20 protein-coding genes are annotated in these 25,919 nt (G+C 63.8%); 7 read left to right on the top strand and 13 right to left on the bottom strand.

Annotated features, from left to right (window positions below; all coding sequences use genetic code 11):
- Positions 1 to 10 precede the first annotated feature (10 nt).
- Positions 11 to 937 carry a high-affinity branched-chain amino acid ABC transporter permease LivH gene (gene livH / locus LGM89_RS03730; RefSeq protein WP_041493199.1) on the bottom strand — a complete coding sequence of 309 codons (927 nt, stop codon included), beginning with the start codon at positions 935 to 937 and terminating at the stop codon, positions 11 to 13.
- Positions 938 to 1,119: 182 nt separating this feature from the next.
- Positions 1,120 to 2,235: a branched-chain amino acid ABC transporter substrate-binding protein gene (locus LGM89_RS03735; RefSeq protein WP_089426904.1), complete on the bottom strand. Its 1,116-nt coding sequence runs from the start codon at positions 2,233 to 2,235 to the stop codon at positions 1,120 to 1,122.
- Between the two features lie 812 nt (positions 2,236 to 3,047).
- Here LGM89_RS03735 and LGM89_RS03740 point away from each other — a divergent pair.
- Positions 3,048 to 3,671 (top strand): hypothetical protein, encoded by a 624-nt coding sequence (locus tag LGM89_RS03740; RefSeq protein ID WP_226272317.1) that lies wholly within the window; start codon positions 3,048 to 3,050, stop codon positions 3,669 to 3,671.
- 469 nt (positions 3,672 to 4,140) lie between these two features.
- On the opposite strand, the gene LGM89_RS03745 is transcribed toward LGM89_RS03740, so the two are convergent.
- The 10 genes from LGM89_RS03745 to LGM89_RS03790 all read right to left on the bottom strand — a co-directional run bounded on the left by LGM89_RS03745 (position 4,141) and on the right by LGM89_RS03790 (position 18,692).
- On the bottom strand, positions 4,141 to 4,581 hold the full coding sequence (locus LGM89_RS03745) for a hypothetical protein (RefSeq protein WP_226202353.1): 441 nt from the start codon (positions 4,579 to 4,581) through the stop codon (positions 4,141 to 4,143).
- Between the two features lie 248 nt (positions 4,582 to 4,829).
- Positions 4,830 to 5,627, bottom strand: a complete 798-nt coding sequence (locus LGM89_RS03750; RefSeq protein WP_226272318.1) for a hypothetical protein — start codon at positions 5,625 to 5,627, stop codon at positions 4,830 to 4,832.
- A gap of 6 nt (positions 5,628 to 5,633) precedes the next feature.
- On the bottom strand, positions 5,634 to 10,121 hold the full coding sequence (locus tag LGM89_RS03755) for a DUF6531 domain-containing protein (RefSeq protein WP_226272319.1): 4,488 nt from the start codon (positions 10,119 to 10,121) through the stop codon (positions 5,634 to 5,636).
- A 7-nt stretch (positions 10,122 to 10,128) separates the two neighbouring features.
- Positions 10,129 to 10,551 carry a DcrB-related protein gene (locus LGM89_RS03760; protein WP_089458709.1) on the bottom strand — a complete coding sequence of 141 codons (423 nt, stop codon included), beginning with the start codon at positions 10,549 to 10,551 and terminating at the stop codon, positions 10,129 to 10,131.
- A gap of 21 nt (positions 10,552 to 10,572) precedes the next feature.
- On the bottom strand, positions 10,573 to 12,693 hold the full coding sequence (locus LGM89_RS03765) for a type VI secretion system Vgr family protein (RefSeq protein WP_226272320.1): 2,121 nt from the start codon (positions 12,691 to 12,693) through the stop codon (positions 10,573 to 10,575).
- Positions 12,694 to 13,098: 405 nt separating this feature from the next.
- The gene (locus tag LGM89_RS03770; RefSeq protein ID WP_089498090.1) at positions 13,099 to 13,611 is read right to left on the bottom strand and encodes an OmpA family protein; all 513 of its coding nucleotides are present in this window, start codon (positions 13,609 to 13,611) and stop codon (positions 13,099 to 13,101) included.
- Positions 13,612 to 13,696: 85 nt separating this feature from the next.
- Positions 13,697 to 14,965 carry a diguanylate cyclase domain-containing protein gene (locus tag LGM89_RS03775; protein WP_226272321.1) on the bottom strand — a complete coding sequence of 423 codons (1,269 nt, stop codon included), beginning with the start codon at positions 14,963 to 14,965 and terminating at the stop codon, positions 13,697 to 13,699.
- Positions 14,962 to 15,669 carry a YfiR family protein gene (locus LGM89_RS03780; RefSeq protein WP_226272322.1) on the bottom strand — a complete coding sequence of 236 codons (708 nt, stop codon included), beginning with the start codon at positions 15,667 to 15,669 and terminating at the stop codon, positions 14,962 to 14,964. Before LGM89_RS03780 ends, LGM89_RS03775 begins: the two co-directional genes overlap by 4 nt.
- 280 nt (positions 15,670 to 15,949) lie before the next feature.
- A complete protein-coding gene (locus LGM89_RS03785; RefSeq protein WP_226272323.1) occupies positions 15,950 to 18,196 on the bottom strand; it encodes a xanthine dehydrogenase family protein molybdopterin-binding subunit in 2,247 nt (748 codons plus the stop codon).
- A gap of 1 nt (position 18,197) precedes the next feature.
- On the bottom strand, positions 18,198 to 18,692 hold the full coding sequence (locus LGM89_RS03790; RefSeq protein WP_226272324.1) for a (2Fe-2S)-binding protein: 495 nt from the start codon (positions 18,690 to 18,692) through the stop codon (positions 18,198 to 18,200).
- A gap of 128 nt (positions 18,693 to 18,820) precedes the next feature.
- Between LGM89_RS03790 and LGM89_RS03795 the strand changes: the two genes are divergently transcribed.
- Positions 18,821 to 19,714 (top strand): LysR substrate-binding domain-containing protein, encoded by an 894-nt coding sequence (locus tag LGM89_RS03795; protein WP_226202347.1) that lies wholly within the window; start codon positions 18,821 to 18,823, stop codon positions 19,712 to 19,714.
- 9 nt (positions 19,715 to 19,723) lie between these two features.
- Here LGM89_RS03795 and LGM89_RS03800 read toward each other — a convergent pair whose 3' ends face one another.
- The gene (locus tag LGM89_RS03800; protein WP_226272325.1) at positions 19,724 to 20,614 is read right to left on the bottom strand and encodes a LysR substrate-binding domain-containing protein; all 891 of its coding nucleotides are present in this window, start codon (positions 20,612 to 20,614) and stop codon (positions 19,724 to 19,726) included.
- Positions 20,615 to 20,857: 243 nt separating this feature from the next.
- Between LGM89_RS03800 and LGM89_RS03805 the strand changes: the two genes are divergently transcribed.
- The 5 genes from LGM89_RS03805 (at position 20,858) to LGM89_RS03825 (ending at position 25,889) form a co-directional block, all read left to right on the top strand.
- Positions 20,858 to 21,760: an amidohydrolase family protein gene (locus LGM89_RS03805; protein WP_226272326.1), complete on the top strand. Its 903-nt coding sequence runs from the start codon at positions 20,858 to 20,860 to the stop codon at positions 21,758 to 21,760.
- 36 nt (positions 21,761 to 21,796) lie between these two features.
- Positions 21,797 to 22,702, top strand: a complete 906-nt coding sequence (locus tag LGM89_RS03810) for an amidohydrolase family protein (RefSeq protein ID WP_226272327.1) — start codon at positions 21,797 to 21,799, stop codon at positions 22,700 to 22,702.
- Positions 22,703 to 22,783: 81 nt separating this feature from the next.
- Positions 22,784 to 24,178 (top strand): UbiD family decarboxylase, encoded by a 1,395-nt coding sequence (locus LGM89_RS03815; RefSeq protein WP_226272328.1) that lies wholly within the window; start codon positions 22,784 to 22,786, stop codon positions 24,176 to 24,178.
- A complete protein-coding gene (locus tag LGM89_RS03820; protein WP_089475404.1) occupies positions 24,175 to 24,789 on the top strand; it encodes a UbiX family flavin prenyltransferase in 615 nt (204 codons plus the stop codon). The genes LGM89_RS03815 and LGM89_RS03820 overlap by 4 nt, the downstream gene beginning before the upstream one ends.
- Positions 24,786 to 25,889, top strand: coding sequence for a CobW family GTP-binding protein (locus tag LGM89_RS03825; protein ID WP_226272329.1), 1,104 nt, complete (start codon positions 24,786 to 24,788; stop codon positions 25,887 to 25,889). Before LGM89_RS03820 ends, LGM89_RS03825 begins: the two co-directional genes overlap by 4 nt.
- Positions 25,890 to 25,919: the final 30 nt, after the last annotated feature.

The raw sequence follows: 25,919 nt of genomic DNA on the forward strand, positions 1-25,919 counted from the left end.
TGCGTCTCCCTCAAACCTTTTCGATGTCCGACTTGCCGAGCAGGCCGGTCGGGCGGAAGAGCAGGATCAGCACGAGCAGGCCGAACGCGACGACGTCCTTGTACTCGGCCGGCATGTAGCCTGCGGCGAAGGTTTCCGCGAGGCCGAGCAGCACGCCGCCGAGCATCGCGCCCGGGATGCTGCCGATCCCGCCGAGCACCGCGGCGGTGAACGCCTTGATGCCCGCGACGAAGCCGATATACGGGTTCAGCTTGCCGATCGTCAGCCCGATCAGCACGCCGCCGACGGCCGCCAGCATCGCGCCGAGCACGAACGTGAACGAGATCACGCGGTTCGTGTCGATGCCGAGCAGGTTCGCCATCTTCATGTCCTCGGCGCATGCGCGGCACGCCCGGCCCATCCGCGAATGCGAGATGAACAGCGTGAGCGCGATCATCAGCACGAGCGTCACGCAGACGATCATCAGGCGCGAATACGGGATGGTCACGTCGAAATCGCCGCCGAGATGGATGTCGAACGCGCCGGAGATCAGCACGGGCACGGACACGTCGCGCGCGCCCTGGCCGATCTGCACGTAGTTCTGCAGGAAGATCGACATGCCGATCGCGGAGATCAGCGGCACGAGGCGCGGACCGCCGCGCAGCGGCCGATACGCGACGCGCTCGACCGCGAAACCGTACAGGCCGGTGACGATCACCGACACGATCAGCGCGGCGCCGAGCACGAGCGGCAGCGGATAGCCGGCGGAAATGCCGATGGCGGTGAGGGTCACGAGGCCCACGTACGCGCCGATCATGTAGATCTCGCCGTGAGCGAAGTTGATCATGCCGATGATGCCGTAGACCATCGAATAGCCGATGGCGATCAACGCATAGATCGCACCCAGCGTCAGGCCGTTGACCAGCTGCTGGGCGAATTGAGGAAAGAAGTCAGTCATGTGCGGGAAGCTCCCGTTGGCGTCGTGTCGCCTGCCGTCGCCGGATCACGGCGTGGCCGCGCGCAACGCACGGTGTCGTCTCGGGCCGCCCCATGGCCGCGCAACGGGCAGATGCGCGGCCAATACGCACCCGCCCCGTCCGGGTCTCGGACAGGGCGGCGTGCGCGGGCGGGTACTCCGTCTTACTTGGCGGCGGTCTTCGTCGCGTCCTTGTGCCACGTGTACACGACGAACTTGAACGCCTTCAGGTCGCCCTGTGCGTCATACGCGACCTTGCCGATCGGCGTGTCGAACGTCGTCTTGTGCATGTACGCGGCGACCTTGGTCGGATCGGTCGTCTTCGCTCCGGCGATCGAGTCGGCGATGATCTTCACCGCGGCGTACGACGGCATCTGGAACGGGCCGTTCGGGTCGCGCTTCTTGTCCGCGAACGCCTTCACGAGCGCCGCGTTGGCCGGATCGGCCGAGAAGTCGGCCGGCAGCGTGACGAGCATGCCTTCCGAGGCCGGGCCGGCGATCGCCGTCACGTCCTTGTTGCCCACGCCTTCAGGCCCCATGAACGTGGCCTTCACGCCCTGCTCGCGCGCCTGGCGCATCAGCAGGCCCATTTCCGGGTGGTAGCCGCCGAAGTAGACGAAGTCGACGCCTTGCGACTTCAGCTTCGTGATGATCGCCGAGTAGTCCGAATCGCCGGCGTTGATGCCTTCGAACAGGACGACCGGGATCTTCGCGGCTTCGAGGTCCTTCTTCACCGACGATGCGATGCCCTGGCCGTACGACTGCTTGTCGTGCAGGACCGCGACCTTCTTCGGCTTCACGTTGTTGATGATGTAGTGCGCGGCGGCCGGGCCTTGCTGGTCGTCACGGCCGATCGTGCGGAAGATGAAGTGGCGCTTCTTGCCTTCGGTCAGCTGCGGCGCGGTGGCCGACGGCGTGACCATCACGATGCCTTCGTTCTCGTAGATGTCGGAGGCCGGGATCGTCGAACCCGAGCACACGTGGCCGATCACGTACTTGATCTTCTGGCTGACGATCTTGTTGGCGACGGCGACGGCCTGCTTCGGTTCGCATGCGTCGTCCATCATCACGACTTCGAGCTTGTTGCCGCCCGCACCGCCTGCAGCGTTGACCTGCTCGATCGCGGTCAGCGCGCCGGCCTTCACCATGTCGCCGTATTGGGCGACCGAACCGCTCATCGGACCAGCGATGGCGATCTTCACGGTTTCCGCTTGCGCGGCGGCGGCGCCGGCGGCGAACAGCACGGCGGCGGAAATGGACGTAAGACGGGACAGCGTCATCTGGGAGCTCCTCGATGTTGTTTAGTCATACGGGCAAAGGCGGCATGACTTGCGCAATCGAACAGCACCCGGGGCGAGGACATGGGACACGCCCGAGACACATAGAAGACGGAACTCCAGCGGAATGTTGCGTAGCGGGGCCCGGCTCTTGCAGTCCCCGATGGGGACGTCTGGTTCGGAAAGACATCGTGATGCGTCTTGCATTGCGCAAGCGTTTCGCCTGCCCCGCTTGCCAAATCGCTTGTTCGGAGGGATGGTCCGACAGCCATTGGCAAGGCAGTCGAAATTATATGGGCGTTTTTAAATCGTCTGTCAAAAATGCCGGTCGACCGAGGGAAAACACGGAGGGTTTTGGGGGGAGGTGGTGGCGATGGGGGCGCAACCGGTTGAGGGGTGGGAACGTTTGCCTGGGGTGCAATTGGGTTGCTATTAGGTGAGGCTGATTGGGTGGGTGCCTTGCTGCGCTTGGCTTTTGGCGGTCTCGGATTTCGTGTGATGCGTTTTCGGGCTGCTAAGGGTCCGATCATCGGCAATCAATCGACTGATGATTGATTGGGTCGGCACCAACTTGGGGCGGTGGGTCGAGGCGGTCAATCCTACTGTTTACAAACAAAACTAAACACTTGGAAGCTAATTGTTATTTTTATGAAATAATACGAATTCGCTTCTGCAATCCAGCCAGCCTTCTGTGAGTCGTATACCCAGCGCCTCGCAGTCGCTTCAGGGCCGCCTCGACGCCCGTCCGTCGCCCAGCCGCCAGCCAGTGATCTGCCGTTTTTTTCTCATCGCATATCACCTGCTTCGGAACGCTGATGAATCACCCTTTCTGCTTTTCTTCCGCCGTCGCGATCGCGTGTGCGCTTGCTGTTTCTTCCGTCGATGCTTCCGGGCGCGATTCGCTGACCGATCGGTCGGCGGGTGCCAACGTGTTTCGGTCGGAGCGTAGGGCTGCGGCTCGGGATGACGGGCATGCGGCACGGATGGGCCACGATCGCCTGGAATACGCTGCGCCGGCGGAGCGCAGTCCGTTCGATACGCCGGATACGCGGCCGCTGCGGGTGACGGGCGATGCGCTCGTGGTGCCGACGCCTTCGGTTGAGCACGAGCCCGATTTTGTATTGCCGTCGAACCGAGTCGCGCTCGGCGCGGGTGGCAGCGATAGTTTTGGTCGCGCGGTGCCTGGATATGAACAGCGCGCGGAGAACTGGAATGAATACCTGCGCGCTAACGGATCGCGGCCTGCTGGTAGTGGCGGTTCGTATGCGCCGCAGCGGCCGTATGATGCCCCGCGCGGTCCAAATGGCGCGCCGAATCCATTCGATCCTTCGGTGCCGCAACCGGAAACGCGGACGTTCTATGACAACGGCGCGGGGACGAAGTGCACGGCTACCGGCGGTGCGGGGACGTCGCGGTCGTCTTGTAATATCGATTGGTGAGGCGCGGGGGACGTCTGTGGTTACCCTGGACGCCGGTATGGCCACAGACCTATGCCGCGCCTCCATCGCGAAATGGACGTAACAGTCATCGTCGCCGTTACGACGGCATGCGCATTAGACATTCGCGCAAACGCTTGATCAACTCCGGGTTTCCAGTGCAATCTATGGGGCGAATGTTGTCGAGCGCCGGGACATTCGAATTTATCCACTTCTGTGCAGATTTTGGACCGGCAACCCAGTAGATCGTATACGCAAGATCAAGTTGCCCATTTAGATCCTTCGCAAGATCCTGGACCTCCGGCAAACCCTCATATTTCGCGAATAGGTCGGAGAACCCCTTCCAGCTATCGTCGCCCGCGTAGTACTGTTCAAGCCGACTCAATTCAAAACCCTCCTAAATACATTTGATTGACGCCATCCGGATTGAACTCCACCGCCGCTCGCAAGCAGCATCACTCACTTTCGAACTTTAAAAAGCCCTATCCCACGCCCCGTTTTCCGCCTTCTCCGGCTCAACGAATGCCCAAATCGCATGACATCGAGTACAGCGGTAATACATTGCAGATCCTGCCGACCCTGGCCCCTCAGAATCAAAACGAGGCGGAGCAATATCCGCGAGGACTCCGCTGGTAACAGCAGTATCGCGACGTTGCGAATATTGTTGATATTCCAGGCGTGATTCGAACTGTTTGGGCGAGCCAACTGCCAGACAGTACTCGCACGCTGGAAGTAACTGCGCGATCACTCCATTGCTCCGGGCTTCACTTCCTCGTCTGAGCTTGAGTAATTGATCTCGTGGAATTTGCGCCTCAACACGAGCACTTTCGTTGCCCAGCCACACACGCAGTTGCTGCAAATCGATATCTCGATCGCGATAGCGGCGAAACATCTCCTGAATATCCTGATCCACTGACCTTTCCCTCTGAGGTATTCCTGAGGCTAGCCCACAAACTTACGGCTAATATCGTCGACTGGGCAAGGTCAGTAGTACCGGCTCAGGCTGCAGCTCAGCCCCGTCCGGTCCGGTCGCTACCCACTGGCCAGCAATGGTTTTTCACATACAAAAGGCGGCGTTATCCATCGACTCGACAGCCCCTTCAAACGCGCAAATATGAATCAGCCGAATCGCTTACGATTGCAGCCGGTCCGTAAACAAGCTCAAGGCAGCTTTCGAGCCGGCTTATTCGCTTGAGTTTTTTGCCAGGCGAGCAATATTCCCGCCTCTCCACAAGCGTTGTTGATTTCGAGCAAGTCCGACTCCTTGACCGACCAGAGCCACATTTTGTTTGAGATATTTTTCAACGATCCTCGACGTGGATCAGCTCCAATCCACTCTCTCAAGGAAATATCGTTGACACGAATCCCCAGGTGCTGCTCGTTGAGAACATTCAGGGGGTAAACCATCCGGAGCTTTACACCTTCATAGCTCGCCGATCCCGGCACCCTGCCAGGGAGATCCTTCGTGAAAAGAGACGTATTTTCGAAAGGAAATATTCTTGTTAGATTTACACCACTTGAATATTTATAAGCTGCCGTCATATTTACTGCATCGTATGCGATGGCATATTTAAAACTCACACGCGCCACAGCCTCCTCCAGAAAAACCTCCACTTCTTTATTTACTTTATAAACGGAATCACTGATTTGAACATCAACAAACGAAAATCCCTCGAATTCAGGGACATTGTGACCAAATGAAATAGACAAGCCGCCACCGGCTCCTCCATCGTTACTTATCTGAAACGCGGCAGCCTCGCCGGCCAAAACTTTCACCTTCAATTCAGCAAGAGATATCTCACGATCCTCAACAAATCTCTCACCATTCCGAACGACGAATTCCAGAAACATCGCCTTGGCCGCCTCTTCGCCGAATTGACGAAACAGGTTTTCAGCCATTGACAGAGCAGAGGCGGCCTGAGTCGGATCGGTTCCGTAAATTACGATTCCAGTGTTCATCTCTTCTCAGATTCCTGATATCAAATTATCCAAGTCAGCTTTTATCGCTTGCGCATCATACGGATGCTCAAACACCAGAATATCACCTCTCGCATTCGGAGGAAGATTCTGCATCGCATCATAATTTCGCGACGTTAGCGTACGCAACTTTGCCCCCATATCAGTACGGGATGCCATTTCGATAGCGTGCACCTTACCATTGACATCTACCGCCATAATGTCGGGACGCCGTGCCGAAACGGCATTATCTGTTGCAAAATTATACGATCGATTCAGATATATTTCCTTGAATTTTCCACTCATCGCCAGTTTGTTAGCAATTACCTCTGAAAACTGGTCATGTCCCGGCGTTCCGTCCTTTTGCCCTTTACCGTATATCTTCGTTCCATTAACTTCCCGCTCGGGGCATTGCTGCAATCCGAACGGATCGACCCACTCATTCGGTTCATGAACATAACCCTGAGTCCGGAATCCACCTGCAAGTCCCAGCGGATCAACGCTCAGGTACTGTCCTGAGTCGGGGTCGTAATAGCGATGCAGGTTGTAGTGGAGGCCCGATTCCTCGTCCCACCATTGTCCCGGAAACCTCAATGTCGCATCGATCGGTACGACTTCGCCATCGTTGGCAGCGCCTCGCACCGGCAGCATTTTTCCCCAGAGCGAATGAGCGGCTCTAAAGACCGTCTTGCCACGTACGTCGAATACCGCCTTCGCACAGCCGACCTGATCCGTCAGGATAGGGTAGAGACCATCATTTGTCTCCTGTGCTAGCGGCGAGAAGCTTCCTGGCTCAATGTGCCACGTCACCACTTGTCCTGTCGTACCATCCCGCTGCTCGATCCAGCGCTCGGCCAGCATCGAACCGTCCCACAAAAACTTCACCGTTTCGCGCGCGCCGATCTGCTGCTTCTCGATCCGGCGATTGAAGGCATCGTAGCGATAGACCCAGACGCCACATTTGGGCGTCACGACCTTTATAAGACGATTGAGGCCATCCCAGGTGTATTGCCACGTCTGAGGCCGGAACCCGGGCTGATCAACCGTCTTCTCGATCGTACGGCCACGCGCGTCGTACCGATAGCGGGCATAGCCAATTCGTTCGGGCAGACCGCCCTTGCCATAATGGTGGACATCTACAGGATCCTGCCGGCCATGCGCGGCGATGTTCATCGCCGCGTCGTAACGGAAGTGCTCGGCCGGATGTAGCAGACTTTCGGCCGAGACGATCTGGCCGCGAACATCACGTCGGTATGTAAGCGTATCGGCGTCCGTATCAACACGTTCCAGTTGTCCCGCCGCGTCGTAGTGATAGACGTGCCGCGTGAGTTGCTCAAGCGCGAGTGCGGGGTCGGTTTGCAAGGAATTGAACGCTACGACAGGGCCTGCGATCTGCCGACGGATGCGGCTGAGCGAATCGTATTGCTGTTGCGTAACGAACTGCCCCGCTTGCCGGCCAATTTCGCGCCCCTGGCCGTCGCGTTGAATCGTAAGTCCACCCACTTGAGTCAACGCACCCAACGCATCGTACGCGTAAGCTGTTTCCCGTCGCGGCGTCATCCGAAGACGCCGCTGCCCATCCGCGTCGTAGACGTGCCTTAGCAGTTCGCCATGCTGATCCTCGCCGATCAGACGTCCGTTCTTGTCGTAGGCGAAGCGCGTCAGACGAGAGTGCTCACCTGCCGCCTCAGCCGATTCCAACCGTCCGCCCTTGTCGTACCGGTAAGCAAGCTTCACATCCCCGGCATCGACCTCGATGAGCCGGTCGTATGCATCGTATGCGTAATGCCACCGCCCACCATCGGGCAACGTCTTCACAAGCAGACGACCGGTTGCATCGCGCTCGTAATCTGTCGTGCGACCGCCCCAGTCGATCTCGGATACGAGACGTCCGGCCGCATCGTAACGGTACGTGTAGGTCTCACCCAATGCGTTAATGACCTTCTTCAAGCGCGTCGCATGGTCGTACTCAAATTGCGTTGTATGACCAGCCGCGTCAATCGATGCCGTGAGCAGATCAAATGGGCCGTAGGTGCGCTGAGTCGTACGCCCGATCGGATCGACCCATTCGACCGGCAGGCCCTCACTGTTATATCGCACTCGCACTTCCGAGCCATCCGGATGTGTGATCGTACTCAGCATACCTCGCGGATTGGCAGGGCCGTCGGCATACTCATAACGGGTCACATGCCCGTCGGGCGACGTTTCCTCCAGCACTCGACCCAGCACGTCAATCTTGCGCCTGAAACGCGCACCGGTCGGCAATTCGATAACGGTGAGTCGCAAACGGTCGTCGTAGTCGAAGCGGGTCTCGCGATCGCCAGCGATTATGCGGAGCAGTTCGCCATTTTGGCCATAACGATAAGTCGTCTTGATGCCATCTGGTTCAGTGCGCGCGATCAACCGCCGCAGATGATCGTATTCGAGCTGGATCTGGCCGCCGTTTGGCAAACCCGCCGCAATAAGGAGCTGTGCGTCATCGTATTCGAAGCCAATCGTGCGTCCAGAACTTTCGGTTACCGAAATCAGCTGGCCGAAATCGTCATAGTGATAATCCGTCTTGCGCCCCAGTTGATCGATCCGTGCCATCAAACGACCGAGTTCCCATTCCGAGCGCACGCAATGGCCAAGCGGATCGGTTTCGGCCGTTACAAGACCGTCATCGTTATAGTCGTAGATCCATTCGCCATCGACATCACTCACGCGTGTGCGACCGGTTTCGTAAATGAACCGCCCCGTGTGATAGCCCTGCCGTGTACCGGTCTCGACAACACGGCCCGCCGTGTCGTACCGATATCGGACATCGGTCTGATCGGTATCTCGCCATTGGGTCATCCATCCGTGTTCGTCGTACGCGTAATGGAACTGCCCAAACTGGAAGCTCGCCACATGGGTGAGCATGCCGTTCTGGTAGTCGTAGTCCACGAGTGTTCGGGAATCCCCGTCCGCATCGTGAAGAACGATCCTTTGCAGGCGACGGTCGTACCCGTGATAGGTCACCTCGAGCCGATAGCCATCGCTATGAGCCATGCCGCTCAAACGGCCAGTAGAGTCGTAAGAAAGAACGATCGCGTTACCGTCGAGGTCCTCGATCCGCTCGAGGCGAGAAGAACTGCCGTAGACCAGAGGCGAGAAAATACGCAGTTGCCGCGTATCGCGATCGAAGATACGCGGCTCGAGCCGGCTGCCGACCAGCCGATAACGTGGCTCGCGCAGATTGATTCCGTTGAGCGCCATGTCCGGCGCGTCAAAGCCGATCACAAGACCTGCACCGTCGTGAAATCGCACGAAGCGACCGTCGGCGAACGTCAATTGCTGCGACCAGTTATCCGACCAGCGGTGACCGAGCAATCCATGGTCGTCCGATCGAGTCCGATAGCGTCGTTTGAACTCAAGGGGCAAGATTCCGGGAATGGCAAGATCGGTACGAATCTCCAGCATTTCTCCGGATACCGGATCAACCGGATCCTTGCACTTCGGTCGATTCTCGTCCTTGACGCCGCTCTGTTCGGCGGATCGGGTGGGCTCGGGCCTGAATCTATCGCGCAACCCCTTGCCGGCGAATTTTCCGACACCGCCGCCGACTATCCCCCCGAGCAAACCCGCCAGGAATTCCTGAGTCGCGGACAACTCCGGGTTCTTCGGGCCGTAGTGTCCGGTCGTCTTGTCGATCCAGATGCTGTTACGCCCCGAATTGACTTTGCCGCTACAGTGCGTTTCGTGGCCGATCCGCACCAGCGGCAGGCCGTTGACGAACACGGTTTTGCTGCCGTCAACGAGTGGCTGCGGCACGCCGGAATGATGCTCGCAACTCACCAGGTCCGTGACGCGCGCCACCTTTTTACCTTCAAAATACACGTTGCCCGAGCCGGTAACGATCTCGCCACAGTTGCTGCCCATGCTTTGGCTGGCCGACGCAAGCGCACCGCCCAGCGTCAGGCCGCCCGCCATGCACGCGCCGACGATCAATGCCCCGGCGAGTCCGCCTGTCGCCACGGTCGCCGCCACCGCCACACCAATCGCGACCCCTACGGCAATGCCGGCGAGGATCCCCATAAATCCTGACGAGTGCGCGATCCGATCGCCGATACACGCGGGATGCGGATCGCCACGGCCGATCGTGAGGCCCAGTGCGTCACCGACCTGCGTGAATTCCTTCGAGAGCCATCCCGTCACACCGACTTTGTCGAGCGCCCACGCTCCACCGACAGCAATCGCCAGCGGCAGCATCACCGTACCGGCCGCGACCGCCCCCGCACCTAAAGCCGCTCCGCCGGTTGCGCCACCCGCCAACGCCGTACCCGCCGCACTCAACCCGGCTGCCGTCCCCTCAAGCGTGGTCAGGCCCGCGTCGGCACCGAGCATCCCGTAGTTGAGGTTCTCGTAAAACGGCTGCTCGGCCGCTTTGGCGGCGTCACCGTCCTCCAGCTTGGCAATCCGGTCGAGACGCTCCTGTGCGCTGCCGCTCGGCTCGTTGTAATTTGGCGTGTCCGACATTGCGGCCTCAGATCGGATCGCGCAGCTGAAGGCTCTGAATCACTGCCCGGATTTGTTCGCGCTGGGTGTCGCTCAACGTACCGGGAGCAGTGAAGGTCAGCATCAGGACGACCGGTCCGTACTCCACCATCGTCAGCCGCTGGTGAATCAGCGCCTGATTGTTCGTCCACGTAAACTCGTGCACGTGCGCGGCGCGCCCGGACACCGTAGCGTCTTCATTTGCGACCTCGGAATAATCCGGCACCTGCTTCGCCACCTTCCGGATTTCGCTTGTCACATACTCGGCAAACTTCATTCCCCATGGCAGCCGCTCGCGCGTGATCACGAAACTCACGCCCTCCGTGCCGGCCGCCGCCGACACGAATACGTTCATCGTCTTGTCCTGCCACTCCACGGGCAGCGCCAACGTGCCTTCCTGCATCTGGTACATGCTTTGTGATCCTGATTATTGTTAGCCGTTCTTCGGATTGATGTCGGTTCGGGACGCCTGGATATTGATGTTGCTGTCATCGAGGTGAATCACCGAATCGCCCTTGTAGATCTCGATCGAGCCAGCCGTCATGTGGATCCGCGTGCCGCCCTCGCCACCGATCTTGATCCAGAGTTCCTTGGCTTCGATTGTATGCACACCCTGCGGAGTCTTATGCAGCGTATTGCCCTGCACGACAACGTCTGACAGGTTGCCAACCGCGACGGCCGTCGTATGGTTGCCTTTCCCCACCTCGACAGTCCGGTCGCCTTTGAGAACCTGTGTCCACTGCGCGTCCTCGACGACGGTATGCATGTCCTTCTGCGCGTGCATGTAGAGCATCTGCGCACCGTTCACGTCGCTCATCAAGAGTTCGTTCGACCCCTGCCCCTTGTGCGTCTGGCTCTTGATCCCCATCGTCTGCCCGGCCGCGCCGTGATACGGGTTGCCCTGCTCGCCGTTGAACACGCGACCGACGATCACCGGGTTATCCGGGTCCCCCTGGTTGAACGCGACCAGCACTTCCTGCTTGATCCGCGGAATCGCGGCCGCGCCCCAGCCGTCGCCTGCCCACGGCTGCGATACACGCACCCACATCGAATCGGAGCCGTCCTTCTTGCCGCGCCGGTCCCACGGGAAGTGCACCTTCACGGCGCTGCCGTTGGTGTAGATTTCCTCGCCCTTCGGACCGACGACGATCGCCGACTGCGTGCCGTGAATCACCGGCTTCGGCGTGCCGCGCGGCGCCCGGTACGGCACCTTCTTCGGCAGCAGCGCGAAGCTGTTGCGGTACGGCAGCTTCGCGCTGTGCTGCGTGTAGTCGTTCACCGCCTCGTGACGCACGTGCAGGATCACGTATTCCTGGTTGTTCTCGAGCACCGGGTGATTCGCCACGGTGACGGCGCCCGCCGTGGTCATGCGCCACGCGTAGCCGCCGCCGGTATAGCGATGAGCCTGCGCCTCCTCGGCCTCCATCGCGAAACGCGCGTAGCGGTTGCCGTCGTCGCCGTGGTCGTACAGCGACTGATGCTCGAACCGCTCGGTCGCGTCGAGCCGCGCATGCTTGAGGTTCTGCGGCCCGGCCTCCACGAGCATCAGCGGCGACGACGGGTTCTGATGGTTGAAGTCGCGGAACGTGACCTTGCCCACCCCGAAGCGCCGGCCTTCGTGCAGCTGGTCGATGCCGCTGTCCTCGCTCGCCTCGGTAGCCGCGAACGGCACCGTCACGAGCCCGTCGATCGGGCGGAACAGCAGGTTCGAATCGCCGATCACCAGGATGTGCTTGTCCTTCTCGTAGCGGTGCGTCCAGACCAGCCCCTCCTGCTCCATCAGCCGTGCGCAGAAGTTGTAGTAGCTCTCCTGGTACATCACGACGTACTCGAGCGGCTTCTGGCTCGTCCGGATATCGAATACGAAGTCGGAGAAGCCGTGCTCCTGGAAAATCTCGGTGAGGATGTCCTGCGCGGTCTTGTTCTGGAAGATCCGGCAGTCGGTCGAGCGCGTCAGGAACCAGAACCACGGCACCGCCGTCAGGTGATATTGCGTGACGTTGCCGGGGTTGCCGGCGCGGTCGAACGACGCGACGTAGCCGTCGAAGTAACGATCGTTGTCGGCGGCGCCCGATGCGACGACGCGTTCGAGCGTCGACAGGCGCGCCTGCTGGTCGAACCGGATCTTGACCTGCTGGCCGATCAGATCCTCGGGGCGCAGGTCGTGGCGATGCGACAGCAGGTCGAGGTGGATCTCCGGCAACCGGTTCACGTGCTCGTCGACGACGGCGGCGCTGACCAGCAGCACGTCCGGGCCGAGCGGCGTATCGAGCGTCACGTAGCGGTTGAGCTGGGTCAGGCGCGCGGGGTTGGCGGCGCCGTTGATCGCCTCGGCGACCGCGCCGGGCGTCTTGTCCATCAGCGAGAAGCCGGTCTGCGCGAGCTGCATCGCGCGCTGGACGGTGTCGACGTGCCCGGCCAGGCCCGCGAGCGGCCCAAGGCTGCCGGCGACGCTCGACGCAACCGGGCCGGCGAGACCGCCGAGCGCGCTCAACGAGCCGAGCGCACTACCGCCCATTCCAGTGGGAATACCCCCGTTCGGAGCGAAACTCATGCTTGTTCCTTCTTGTGTTCTCAGGTTCCTGGTGCCGGCTGACCGGCCCGAAGCCCCGATAATGTAGGACAAAATCCGGACGCGTGAAAGACACCTGCAAACGTTTCCGTTCGGGCCCCCGATAGCCCGGAAACAGGCCGGCGGCCGGGCCGCCCGGACGCGGCGCCCATGCCGAATCACCGCGCCAGCACGCGCGGAACGGGACACAATCTGCATGAAACGTGTGACAGATCCGTACGGGGCGAAGCATCGCCCCAGTCACGATGAAATAGTGCGAGCGCTCGGGAAGGAAATGCGCGCTGGCAGGCGCTGCCGTGCCGCTACACGCTGCCGGTCGTCGCATCCGATCGCATGCCTTCCGTAGCCTTCAAATGCCTTTCTCGCCGTGCGGGGAAACCGCCCCGGTCACCGCGGCGACACCACGATCGCCGCCCGCCGGTTCTGCGCCCTTCCTCCCGGCGTCTTGTTGTCCCCGACCGGATCGCTCTTCCCTTTCCCGACGACCGCGATGCGCTTCGCATCGAGCCCCACGTCGATCAGTTCAAGCGCGACGACCTCGGCCCGCCGCCTGGACAACTCGAAGTCATACTCGTCCACGCCTTCCTGGTCCGAATATCCATAGACCCGTACCCCGTTGATCCCGGCCGAGCGGAGCGTGCGACCGATCCGTTCGACGATCCGCCGCACATCGGGCTTGAGGTTGTAGCGATCGAAATCGAACAGGATCGGCCCGGTCGAGCCGAACTCGAAACCCTGCTGGGTTTCCTGGAAGCCGGCCGACTTGAGCGCGGTGACCTGCGTCTGCGTCAATCCACGATGAAGCGGCGGTGGCGTCTTGCAGCCTCCCAGCAGCATGCACCAGAGCAGCGCGCTGCCGACGCACATGCGCCCAAGCCCAACCGGAAACGTGTTGTTCATCATTGACCCCTTCGATTGCACCCGCGTCGCGAGCGCGCTTTCCACCCACTGCCGCGGCCTCGCCCGCAGCGTGAAACGATGAACCTCAAGCCGCCCCCGCGACTCCTTCCGCCAGTTGCCACGAGCCTGGCCGGGCGCGCTTGGCGCGGTACATCGCAGCATCCGCCGCCCGCAGCAAGCCGCTCGCATCCGACGCGTGATCGGGATACAGCGCAACACCGGCACTCATCATGGTGGCCACCACGCGGCCGTCGGACAGCTCGATCGACGGCGCCATGCCGGACAGGATTTCGTCAGCAATACGACATACGCTACCCGCTTCGCGCACGGCCGGCAGCATGACCGCGAATTCGTCGCCGCCCAGGCGCGCGACCAGGTCGGTCTCGCGCACCTGCGTGCGCAGGCGTGACGCGATGCCGATCAGCACCGCGTCGCCGGCTTCGTGGCCGAGGCAGTCGTTGATTTCCTTGAAGCGGTCGCAATCGAGATACAGGACCGCGACCCGCTGCCCCGTCACCCCGGCTTCGCCGAGGGCGAGTGCGAGACGCGACTCGAACTGCACGCGGTTGGGCAGCCCCGTGAGCGCATCGTGCGTCGCCTTGTGTTCGAGCGACGCGTTCTCGTCGCGCAGCGTGTTCTGCCAGTCTTCGAATTCGTCGAGCAGCGCATTGAAGTCGTCGCCGAGCTGGTTGAGTTCGGCAATCGATGCGGGCTCGACGCGCTGCGCGAACGCACGTTCGCGCCGCACCGCGTGGGCGACGCCCGCCAGCGCGCGCAACGGCGAAACGATGCTGCGCAGCAGGCGCTGCGAGCTGATATACGCACCGATCACGCTGACGGCCAGGCACCCGAGAATGCCGCCCACGCCGCCGAGCAGGAATCCGAAGAACTGATGGCCACGGCCGCGCACGACGACGTGACCGACGACGATGCCGTCGTGCACCACCGGCGCGGTCACGGGCCCTGGCAACGCGAGGTCGGCGACGACGCGCTCGAGCCGCGCGATCCCGCTGCCGGCAGGCAACTGCCACGTTGCGAACGGTTGGCCCTGGCTATCCGTGACCACCACCTGCGCGACATCCTCGTCGCCGGCGATCATCCCGATCGCCTCGGCCGCCGCGACGCGGTCGCCGAACACGAGCGCGGCCTCCACCGTATAACCGAGCGAGCGCGCCAGCAGGTTCAGGTTGTTGCCGGCATACGCACGCAATGCAATCACGGCCACCACGATCAACGACACGGCCGCCATCGTGACGGCGACGAACGCGAGGCGCAGGTGCGCGCGACGCAGCACGCTTTGCAGCGTCGGGCGCGGCACGCGCGACAGCGAGACCGGTGGAGTGGGTCGTGTCATGGCGCCCCCGGCCGCCGTGCGAGATTGAGCACGTTCGGATGCACGCGCACGCCGCTGCGTGCGACCGCGTCGAGATTGATGTCGAACGACACGCGTTCGCCGTCGACGTTGAGACAGAACATGCCGCCCGCCGTGCAGGACGGATCGTGTTCCGAAATCGTCAGCACCGGATGGCCTGCTACCGCCGCCCTCACGCGCGCCCGCTCATCCGCGCCCAGGTTGCCGAGATAGACGATGTCGCAGGCCATGCCGAGCGCGGGATCGTCGAAACGCACACGCTGCACGTCAAGCAGCGTCGAGCCGGCCTGCAGCGTGTCGGTCAGGCCGCGCGCATAGTCGGGCCGGCCCGTGACGCACAGATGCAGGCGCACGGGTGTCGTCGGCCAGCGGGTGAAACTGACGATGCCCAGCACGACCTGACGCACGGCCGTGTCGTGTGTCGCATCAGCCGGATTGGCGGGATCCGTGGAGCTTGCAGCCGCCACGATGCGCACCGTGTCGGCCGGATCGGGCGCCTCGGCGGAAGCCCCGGCAAGCACGGCCTGTGCGGCCCCCAGAACGCAAACGATTGCGACCAGCGCGTGGCGCAGCGGAGCGGTTCGACCCGAGCAGCCGGGCACCGTTCGCGCGGCGATTGCCGCCGCGTCCGCTGGCGTCGCTGCAGTCGCGAGACTGGCAGCCGACGCGCACACTTTCGCATCCATGATGGCAACATCCGCTGGCGTCGCTCCGGCGCTGCCTCCCGCCTCCCTCCATGCGCGTGCAGGCACCGAATTACGCGCATGATGGCTTCATCTTAGGTAAAAATTCGCGTCACCAACCAGTGGGAAACACCCGCGAGAAGCGGGGGAACGTATGCGGAATCGGCGCTTGCGCGCGACGATGCGGGCGAACGCGTTCGCCGACGTCGATCGGGTGCGACGTCGGCGAATTGATCAGCGGATTGGCGGCCGATGCAGGGCAAACTTCATACGTACGGTCACGCTACGCCACCACCGACAAATCGAAAGGCGTCTCCCGCAACCGCTTCCCCGTCAGCCGGAATACCGCGTTCGCGATCGCCGGCGTCACCGCCGGGCTCGACAGCTCGCCGACCCCGCCCGGCTTCGCCGGATCGCCCTGCACGATGTGAATGTCGGTATCGGGCATGTCGCTCATCCGCATCACGCGATACGTATCGAAGTTCGACTGCTGCACGCGGCCGTGCCGGAAATCGATGCGATCGGACGTCGCATGGCCGAGCCCCCACATCAGGCCGCCGTACAGTTGCTCGTCGACGCCGGCCGGCGACACCGCGATCCCGCAATCGGCGACGCACGTCAGCTTCTCCACGCGCACCGCGCCGTCCTTGCGCACGACCCGCGCGACCACCGCGACATAGCTGTCGTACGCCTGGTTCGTCGCGATGCCGAGTGCGACACCGTCCGGCAGCGGCTGGCCCCACCCCGCTCGTTGCGCCGCTTCACGCAGCACGGCCGCATGACGCGGCCGGTCGCGCATGTGCGCGAGCCGGAACTCGACCGGGTCGCGCTTCGCCGCGTGCGCGGCCTCGTCCATCATCGATTCGACCGCGAACACGTTCGGGATGTAGCTCACCGCGCGGAACCAGCCGGTCGGCACGCCCGTCTCCATCCGGATCCAGCCGATGTCGCGATGCGGCGCCGCATACGCGAACTCCCATTTCGTGATCGCCTCGGTCGTGCTGAAATCCATCCGGTCGGTGCGCTCGAGATAGCCGGGCTCCCACTGCTGCGGCGATGCGGGCATCACGGCGCGCAGCCACAGCGACGCGAGATTGCCCTGCGCATCGAGCACCGCGCGCGCACGGTGGTAGCTTGCCGCGTGATAGAACAGCGCACGCATCTCGTCCTCGCGGCTGTTCATCAGCTTCACGGGCTTGCCGGTCTTCACCGCGAGCCACGTCGCCTCGAACAGCCAGTACTTCGATTCGCGCGCGCCGAAGCTGCCGCCCGACACGAGCTCATGCAGCGTCACCCGATGCGAAGGAATGCCGCCGATCACCTCCGCCGCTTCCATTGCGGTCGACGGCACCTGCAGCCCGCCCCAGTATTCGATGCCGCCATTGCGGGCCCACACGGTGAGGTTGATCGGCTCCAGCGGATTCGCGGCCTTGTGCGGCATCGCATACGACGCCTCGATCGTGCGCGCGCCGGCCGCATGGGCCTTCGCCGGGTCGCCGTCGGCGATCGTCGGCACGACGCGCGCGGCCGGATCGTCGAGCCACGCGGCCTGGCGTGCGGCGAGCGTACTGCTGTCGAAGGTTTCGAACAGGCTGTCCTCCCATTCGATCGTCAGCGCGGCCTGCCCTTGATGCGCGGACCAGTAGTCGTCCGCGAGCACCGCGACGCCGGCCTGGTTGCCGCCGAGCACGTCGGGGCGCGGCGGAATCTGCAGCACGTCGCGCACGCCGGGAATCGCGAGCGCGGCCTTTGCATCGACGCTGCGCACGCGGCCGTCGATCACCGGCGCACGCGTGACGACCGCGACCAGCATCCCCGGCAGCGACACGTCGATGCCGTACGGAAACGAGCCGTCGGCCTTCTGCGCGGCGCCGCGCTTCTTGCGCAGCTTGCCGATATAGCGGAACTGCGCGGGATCTTTCAGCGCGACCTGCTTCGGCGCCGGCAACTGCGCGGCCGCCTGCGCGAGCGCGCCGTACGTCGCACGGCGGCCGCTCGACGCATGCAGCACCGCGCCGTCTGCCGTCGTACACGTAGGAGCGGGCACGCCCCATTGATGCGCCGCCGCTTCGACGAGCATCGCACGCGCGGTCGCGCCCGCTCGACGCAGCCGGTCGTACTCCATCGCGACACTCGTGCTGCCGCCGGTCGAGAACACTTTCCACAGCGGATGCAGGTAGTCGGCGAAGAACGGATCTTCCGGCGTGATCACGTCGACCCGGAACGGATCGACGTCGAGCTCCTCGGCCACCACCGCCGCGAGCGCGGTGCGCGTGCCGGTGCCCGAATCGTGCTTGTGCACGACGAGCTTGATCGTGTCGTCGGGCAGCACGCGCACCCACGCGTTCGGTTCGAATTCGCCGGCGGCCGGATGCGGATCGCCGCTCGCGTGCTTGCCCGCGGCCGCCGCGTCGGGCATCCGGAAGCCGATCGCGATGCCTGCGGCCAGCAGCGCCGAACTCTGCTTGAGAAAACGCCGGCGCGGCGTGCCGTCGCCATGCGGTGCATCCGGTGCGTGATCGTCGCGCATGTCACGCCTCCTTCGCGGGTTCGGCCGCGGCCGTCAGCGACGGATCGCCGGACGCCGCACGCTTGATCGCGCGGTGAATGCGCGCATACGTGCCGCAGCGGCAGAGGTTGCCCGACATCGCCTGCACGATCGTGTCGTCGTCCACCGGCTGGCCGCCCTTCAACAGCGCGGCCGCCTGCATCAGCTGCCCCGGCTGGCAATAGCCGCATTGCGGCACGTCCTCGACGACCCACGCGAGTTGCAGCGGATGCCGCCCGTCCGGCGACAACCCCTCGATCGTCGTCACGTGCCGCCCGTGCGCGGCGACGGCCGGAATCAGGCATGCGCGCGCGGCCTGCCCGTCGAGATGCACGGTGCACGCGCCGCACAGGCCCTTGCCGCAGCCGAACTTCGTGCCGGTGAGCTTGAGCCGGTCGCGCAGCACCCACAGCAACGGCATATCCCCCGGTACATTCTCGAGCGAATGGCGTGTATCGTTCACGACGATGTCGATCATGCGCGGTCTCCTGATTCGCATTCCTAGGTCGGCCCGCGCCCATCGCGCGGTTCCGGAGCATTATCGAAACGCGATGCACGGCTACGCCAGCGATCATTTCGTCGAATCCCTGTCAGTCGGACTAACAGATGCTCAAGCGATACCCTTCGATCCAGTCGATGCAGGCGTTTCTGCACGCCGCGCGGGTCGGCAGCTTTTCCAGCGCGGCACGCCAGCTGGCGCTCACGCACAGTGCGATCAGCCAGCAGATTCGCTCGCTCGAGGAATTCATCGGCCAGCCGCTGTTCGCCCGCGCCGGCGGCCGCGTGATGCTGACCGATGCCGGCACGCTGTTCGCGAACCAGTTGTCCGACGGGCTCGAGCAGATCGATCGCGCACTGTCGTCGGTGAAGGGGCGCACGACCGGGCCGTCACTCCGGCTCGACGTCGATCCGGAACTGATGCAGGGCTGGCTGCCCGCGCGGCTGCCGGCACTGATGCGCGCGCTCGACGGCACGTCGCTGACGGTGCTGTCGGCGCCGCGCCATGATCGCGATGCATTCGACCACGTCGATGTCGCGCTGCGCTATGGCTACGGCGAATGGGAAGGCGTGGACAGCGTGCTGGTCTGCCCCGACCGGCTGACCGCGATGGCCGCGCCCGCGCTGCTCGAACGTGACGGGCTGACCGCGCCGCTCACGCCCGAACAGGTGTTGGAACTGCCGCTGCTCGGCTATACGAAGCGGTCGTGGATTCCGTGGCTCGAAGCGGCGGGCCTCGAACCCGTCGAACCGGACACGATCGCCGTGTTCGACAACGCGGCGGGGCTCGTCGCGACGCTCGTGTCCGGGCTCGGCGCCGGGCTGGTGCGCGGGCTGCTCGCCGCCGATGCGCGCCGCGACGGCCGGCTCGTCGAACTCTGCACGATCGCGATTCCGACGCACTACAATCTGCATGCGATCTGGCCGCGCGAACGCCATGCGCGCGTGAAGCCGCTGATCGACGCGATCGGCGCGCTCGTCGCGCAATCGCTCGCGCGCTGATACGCGCCGCTACGCGCTGAACTCCGCCGCAACCTCGCGCACGGTGTCGAGAAACGCGCCGAGCACCGCGGACGTATCGTCCGCGCGGTAGCGGGCCTGCAGCGACACCTCGAGCGCCGGCGGCAGCAGCGGCACGAACGCGACGCCACCCGTCGAGATCTGCCGCGACGACGCAGGCAGCAGCGCGACGCCCAGCCCTTCACGCACCAGCGACAGCAGCGTGTGCACCTCGACGACCTCGTGCGCGATCCGCGGCGTGAAGCGCGCGTCGACACAGCTCTGCTGCAGGAAGCGCGCCAGTTGCGAATGCCGCAAGCCGAATGACACGAACTGCTCGCCGGCCAGCTCGCCGAGCGCGATCGCGTCGCGCGACGCGAGCGGATGGCCGGACGGCAGCACGGCCACGGCCGTTTCGCGCACCACGATCTCGCTGCGGATCGACGGGTCGTCCTGGAACAGCCGGAAGAAGCACACGTCGAGCCGCTTCTCCTTCAGCGCGTCGATCTGCGCGGCCGGCGTCATCTCGTGCAGCGACCAGTGCACGTGCGGATGGCGTTCGGCGAACACGCGCAACGCACGCGGAATCGGCACGACCATCGCCGAGCTGATGATGCCGACCGCAAGCCGCCCCACTTCGCCGCGCCCCGCGCAACGCGTGAGATCGATCGCGCGATCGAACTGCGCGACGATCAGCGGCACCTGCTCCTTCAGTGTTTTCCCTGCCTCGGTCAATTCGACGCGATGCTGCGAGCGCACGAACAGCGCGGTGCCGAGCTGCTCCTCGAACAGCCGGATCTGCTGGCTCAACGGCGGCTGCGAGATATGGAGCCGCGCGGCCGCGCGCCCGAAATGCAGTTCGTCGGCCAGCACCGCGAAGTAACGCAACACACGCATGTCCATATCGCAAACGTATCAAGAGCGTCAGTAAAAAATATTGTACAGAGCACATTCGGCTGGTGACACTCGGTCCCAAGCAGCAGTGCACGTCGCAGTGTGTCACTCGATGCCGGCGAGGGGAAGGCGCAAAAAAATAATGCGCCTTGCAAAGGGCCGCATGAATCCGACCGACAGGTCGCTTCATCGACGTGCCTGCCCGCGATACGGCAACCGGCCTTTCCGGTTCCTCTCAAGGAGATCGAGTAGATGATCATCGACACCAGCTGTTACCCGACGAATCTCGTCGACCTCGCATGGCGTCACGACGGCCCGCCGTTCACCGGCGAGCGCCTGATCGAGACGATGAACGGCCCGTTCCTCATCAACGGCAAACCGCGCCGCGTCGACAAGGCGTTCATCCAGCCGCCGCAAGGCAACACCATCTATATCTATACCGACGGCGAGAGGTCGGGCACCGAATCGATCGACGCGTACATGGCGTATACGGTCGAGATGGTGCGCAAGCACCCCGACCGCTTCATCGGCTGCTTCGTCTACAACCCGCGCTGCGGCGTGGAGAACGGCGTGAACGCGATCGATCATTACGTGCGCAAGCTCGGCTTCAAGATGGTGCAGTTCCAGGCCAACATGCATGCGTACCGGCCCGATCGCGCACTCGACTGGCTGCGCCCCGCGCTGAAGAAATGCGCCGAACTCGGCGTGCTCGTGAAGCTGCACACCGGCGACGGCCCGTACAGCATCCCGACCGAGTGGGTGCCGATGATCAAGGAATTCCCGACGGTCAATTTCATCATGGCGCACTTCGGGGTGCAGACCGGCGGCGTCTACTGCTTCGAGCCGTTCCAGCTCGCGATGGACCTGCCGAACGTGTATTGCGAATCGGGCTGGTGCCTGCAGTCGCGGATCGTCGAATTCGCGAAGGTGCTGCCGAAGCACAAGATCCTGTTCGGCTCCGACACGCCGCCGAACGAACCGGGCATGTGGCTGCGGCTGCTCGAAGTGCTGTGCTTCGATCCGCCGCAAGGGATGAATCTCGACGAGGACACGCTCGAGGATTACCTCGGCAACAACACCGCGCGAATGATCGGCCTCGAACCGACCCCCGCGCCGCGCACCGTCGACGAAGCGAAAGCCCTGCTCGCCGCCTGACGCCCGCGCCCCTCTCTCCCGATTCCGGAGCATTGCATGATCATCGATACGCACCTGCACCCGACCAACCTCGTCGACGAGGCGTGGCGCCACACCGGCGAACCGTTCACCGGCGAACGCCTGCTGGAGATGATGGACGGCCCGTACATCATCAACGGCAAGCCGCGCCGCATCGACATGGGCTTCATCCAGCCGCCGCCCGGCAACACCGGCTATCGCGACGGCAACCGCCGCGGCCGTGACGGCATTCGCGACTACATGGCGTATATCGCCGAACTCACGCAGAAGTACCCCGACCGCTTCATCGGCAACTTCACGTACAACCCGCGCTGGGGCCCGGAAAACGGCGCGGCGGAGCTCGAATTCCACATCAGGGAGTACGGCTTCAAGATGGTGAAGCTGCACGCGAACATGCACGGCTACCGGCCCGATCGCGCGCTCGACTGGCTGCGCCCCGCGATGAAGGTCTGCGCGAAGTACAACATCGTCGTGCTGATCCACACCGGCGACGGGCCGTACACGATCCCGACGCAGTTCTATCCGATCATCCGCGAGTTTCCGATGGTGAACTTCATCATCGGTCACTTCGGGATCCAGACGGGTGGCAACTACTCGTTCGAAGCGTTCTGGATGGCGATGGATACGCCGAACGTGTACTGCGAATCGGGCTGGTGCTACCAGTCGCGGATCGTCGAGTTCGCCCGCGAGCTGCCGCGCAACAAGATCGTGTTCGGCACCGATTCGCCGCCGAACGAGCCCGGCATGTGGCTGCGCGAGCTGGAAATGCTGTGCGGGCCCGCGCCGCAGGGGATGGATCTCGACGAGGACGGCCTCGAGGACTACATGGGCAACAACATCGCCCGCCTCGTCGGCATCGAGCCGACCAAGCCGCCGAAGGATCTCGACGAAGCGCAGAAGCGCCTCACGTCGACCTACCTGTAACGCGCCGGCAGCCGGATCGCGTGTCGCATCGAACACGCGCGCGATCCGGCCTTTCCCCTTCCGCATCCGACGGAGTGCATCATGGCGTCCAGCCTTTTTGCCGAGCAGCAGGATTTTCATCACTTCGCGAACGCCTATCGCGAACGCTTTCCGGACGACGTGCTGACGCTCGCGCAGCCGCTGTCCGCCGACCAGGACGTCACGGCCGTCGTCGCGTCGCTCGCCGCGCGCGGGCGGCACGAGATGCTCGTCTGCGAGCGCGTCGACGGTCTTTCGACACCGCTCGTCACCAACGTGTTCGCGTCCCGCACGCGCATCGGCCGGCTGTTCGGCGTCGATGCGAACGGCCTGTTCGATGCGTGGCAGCAGCATGCGAACGCACCCGTCGCGCCGGTCGTCGTGCCGCACGGCCCCGTACTCGATCAGGTAACCGAAGGCGACGCGGTCGATCTCGCGCAGCTGCCGATGATCCGCCACTTCGAAACCGATCGCGGGCCCTACGTGACCAATGCGGTGATCGTCGCCGAAGATCCGGTGACGGGCGTCGCGAACCTCAGCTACCACCGCTCGATGCCGCATGCGCGCAACGCGCTGGCGACGAGCCTGCATTCGCGTGGCCATCTGTGGCGGATGCTGCAGACCGCGAAGGCGCGCGGCGACACGCTCAAGGTCGCGATGGTGATCGGCGCGCATCCGCTGTTCATGCTCGCGGCCGCCGCGCGCGTGCCGTTCGGCGCGGATGAGCGCGCGATTGCCGGCGGACTGTTCGGCGCGCCGCTGCAGCTCGTGCGCACGCCGCGCCACGGCATCGGCGTGCCGGCCGCCGCCGAGTTCGTGCTCGAAGGCACGATCGATCCCGACGCGCATGCGGAAGAAGGCCCGTTCGGCGAATTCACCGGCTACTCGTCGGACCGCTCGACCAACAACGTGCTGCGCATCGACGCGATGATGCGGCGCAAGGATGCATGGCTCGTCGACGTGGTCGGCGGCCCGTACGCGGAGCACCTGACGCTCGCGCGGCTGCCGCGCGAAGCCGAGATGAGCGAGAAGCTGAAGGCGCGCTTTCCTTCCGTCACCGCGATCCACTATCCGAATTCCGGTACGCACTTCCACTGCTATGTCGCGCTGAAGCAGTCGCGCGACGGCGAGGCGCGCCAGATCATGCTCGCGCTGCTCGGCTGGGACCCCTACCTGAAGAACGTCGTCGCGGTCGACAGCGACGTCGACATCACCGACGACGCGCAGGTGCTGTGGGCGATCGCGACGCACTTTCAGCCGCACCGCGACCTCTTCGTCGTCGACGGCCTGCCCGGCAGCCCGCTCGATCCGTCGTCGTTGGCCGACGGCACGACGTCGCGGATGGCGATCGACGCGACGCGCGGCTCGCGTTTCGACGGCGTGCGCGCACGCGTCGGCGACGCCGCGATGCAGCGCGCCGCGCACGTGATCGCGCAACTCGGCGGAGCGTCGCGATGAGCGCGCGGCGGCTCGTGGTCGGCATCAGCGGCGCATCCGGCTTCGTGTACGGAATGCGGCTGCTCGCGCTGCTGCGCGACCTCGACATCGAGACGCACGTGGTCGTGTCGCGCGCCGCCGCGCTGACGATGGCGCACGAGACCGACTTCCGGCTGTCCGACATCACCGCGCTCGCGAGCGTGCTGTACCGCAGCGACGACATCGCGGCGCCGATTTCGAGCGGATCGTTCCGCACGCTCGGGATGATCGTCGCGCCATGCTCGATGAAGACGCTCGCCGAGATCGCGAGCGGCCTTTCCTCCGGCCTGATCTCGCGTGCGGCCGACGTCGTGCTGAAGGAGCGCCGCCGGCTCGTGCTGCTCGCACGCGAGACGCCGTACACGCTCACGCACCTGCGCAACATGGCCACCGTCACGGAGATGGGCGCGATCGTCGCGCCGCCGGTGCCGGCGTTCTACGCACGCCCCGCTTCGCTCGACCAGATGATCGACCACACGCTCGGCCGCGTACTCGACCTGTTCGACCTCGATTCCCGCACCGTCCATCGCTGGAAAGACAACGCATCACAGCCGAACCCGCAGCCCAACCGACTCAACGGAGATGCATCATGACCCACATCCACACCACCCACAGCGACGTCGAGAAGATTCCGGTCACCGTGCTCACGGGCTTTCTCGGCGCGGGCAAGACCACGCTGCTGAACTACATCCTGCGCGAGAAGCACGGCCGCAAGATCGCGGTGATCGAGAACGAGTTCGGCGAGATCGGCATCGACGGCGGCCTCGTGCTCGAATCGACCGAGGAAATCTACGAGATGACGAACGGCTGCGTGTGCTGCGTCGGCGCGGTGCGCGAGGATCTCGTGCGGATCGTGCGGATGCTCGTCGCGCGCCCCGACCGGCTCGATCACATCATCGTCGAGACGAGCGGCCTCGCCGATCCGTATCCGGTCGCGCAGACCTTCTTCCTCGACGATCCGATCGCGAAGGAAGTCGCGCTCGACGCGGTCGTCACGATGGTCGACGCGAAGCATATCCGCGCGCATCTCGACGATCTGGTGCTCGACGGCCGCGACAACCAGGCGGTCGACCAGATCGTCTGCGCGGACCGGATCGTGATCAACAAGGTCGACCTCGTCGACGCACCGGACGTCGATGCGCTGACCGCTCGGCTGCGTGCGCTGAACACGACGGCCGAGATCGTCACGTCGAGCTACGCGCAGGTCGATCTCGATCGCATCCTCGGCATCGGCGCGAACGAATTCGCGCAGATCCTCGTCGAGAGCGACGGGCTGCAGGCCGATGCGCCGCATGCGGACGAACACGCGCACGAGCATGAGCACGACGACCACGCACATGAAGCCCACGCACACGATGACGATCACGACCACCACGAACACGACGCCAGCGTGTCGTCGGTCGGCATCGAAGTCGAGGCGGACGTCGATCTCGACGCGCTCGAAGCGTGGCTCGGCGAGCTGCGCCGCGCCGATACCGCGAACCTGTTCCGGATGAAAGGCATCCTCGCCGTGCAGGGCCGCACGCAACGCTACGTGCTGCAGGGCGTGCACGGCGTGATCGAACTGCGCGCCGCGCAGGCGTGGGGGTGCGAGCTGCGCTCGTCACGCATCGTTTTCATCGGCCGCGATCTCGATCGCGCCGCGCTGACCGACCGTTTCCATGCCTGTCTCGCCGCGGCGGTCGCGGCCTGACGGGCACGCCAGGCGGGCGCATCGCGCGCC

The sequence above is a fragment of the Burkholderia sp. AU31624 genome (assembly GCF_020420065.1).
In the GTDB taxonomy this organism is placed as follows: domain Bacteria; phylum Pseudomonadota; class Gammaproteobacteria; order Burkholderiales; family Burkholderiaceae; genus Burkholderia.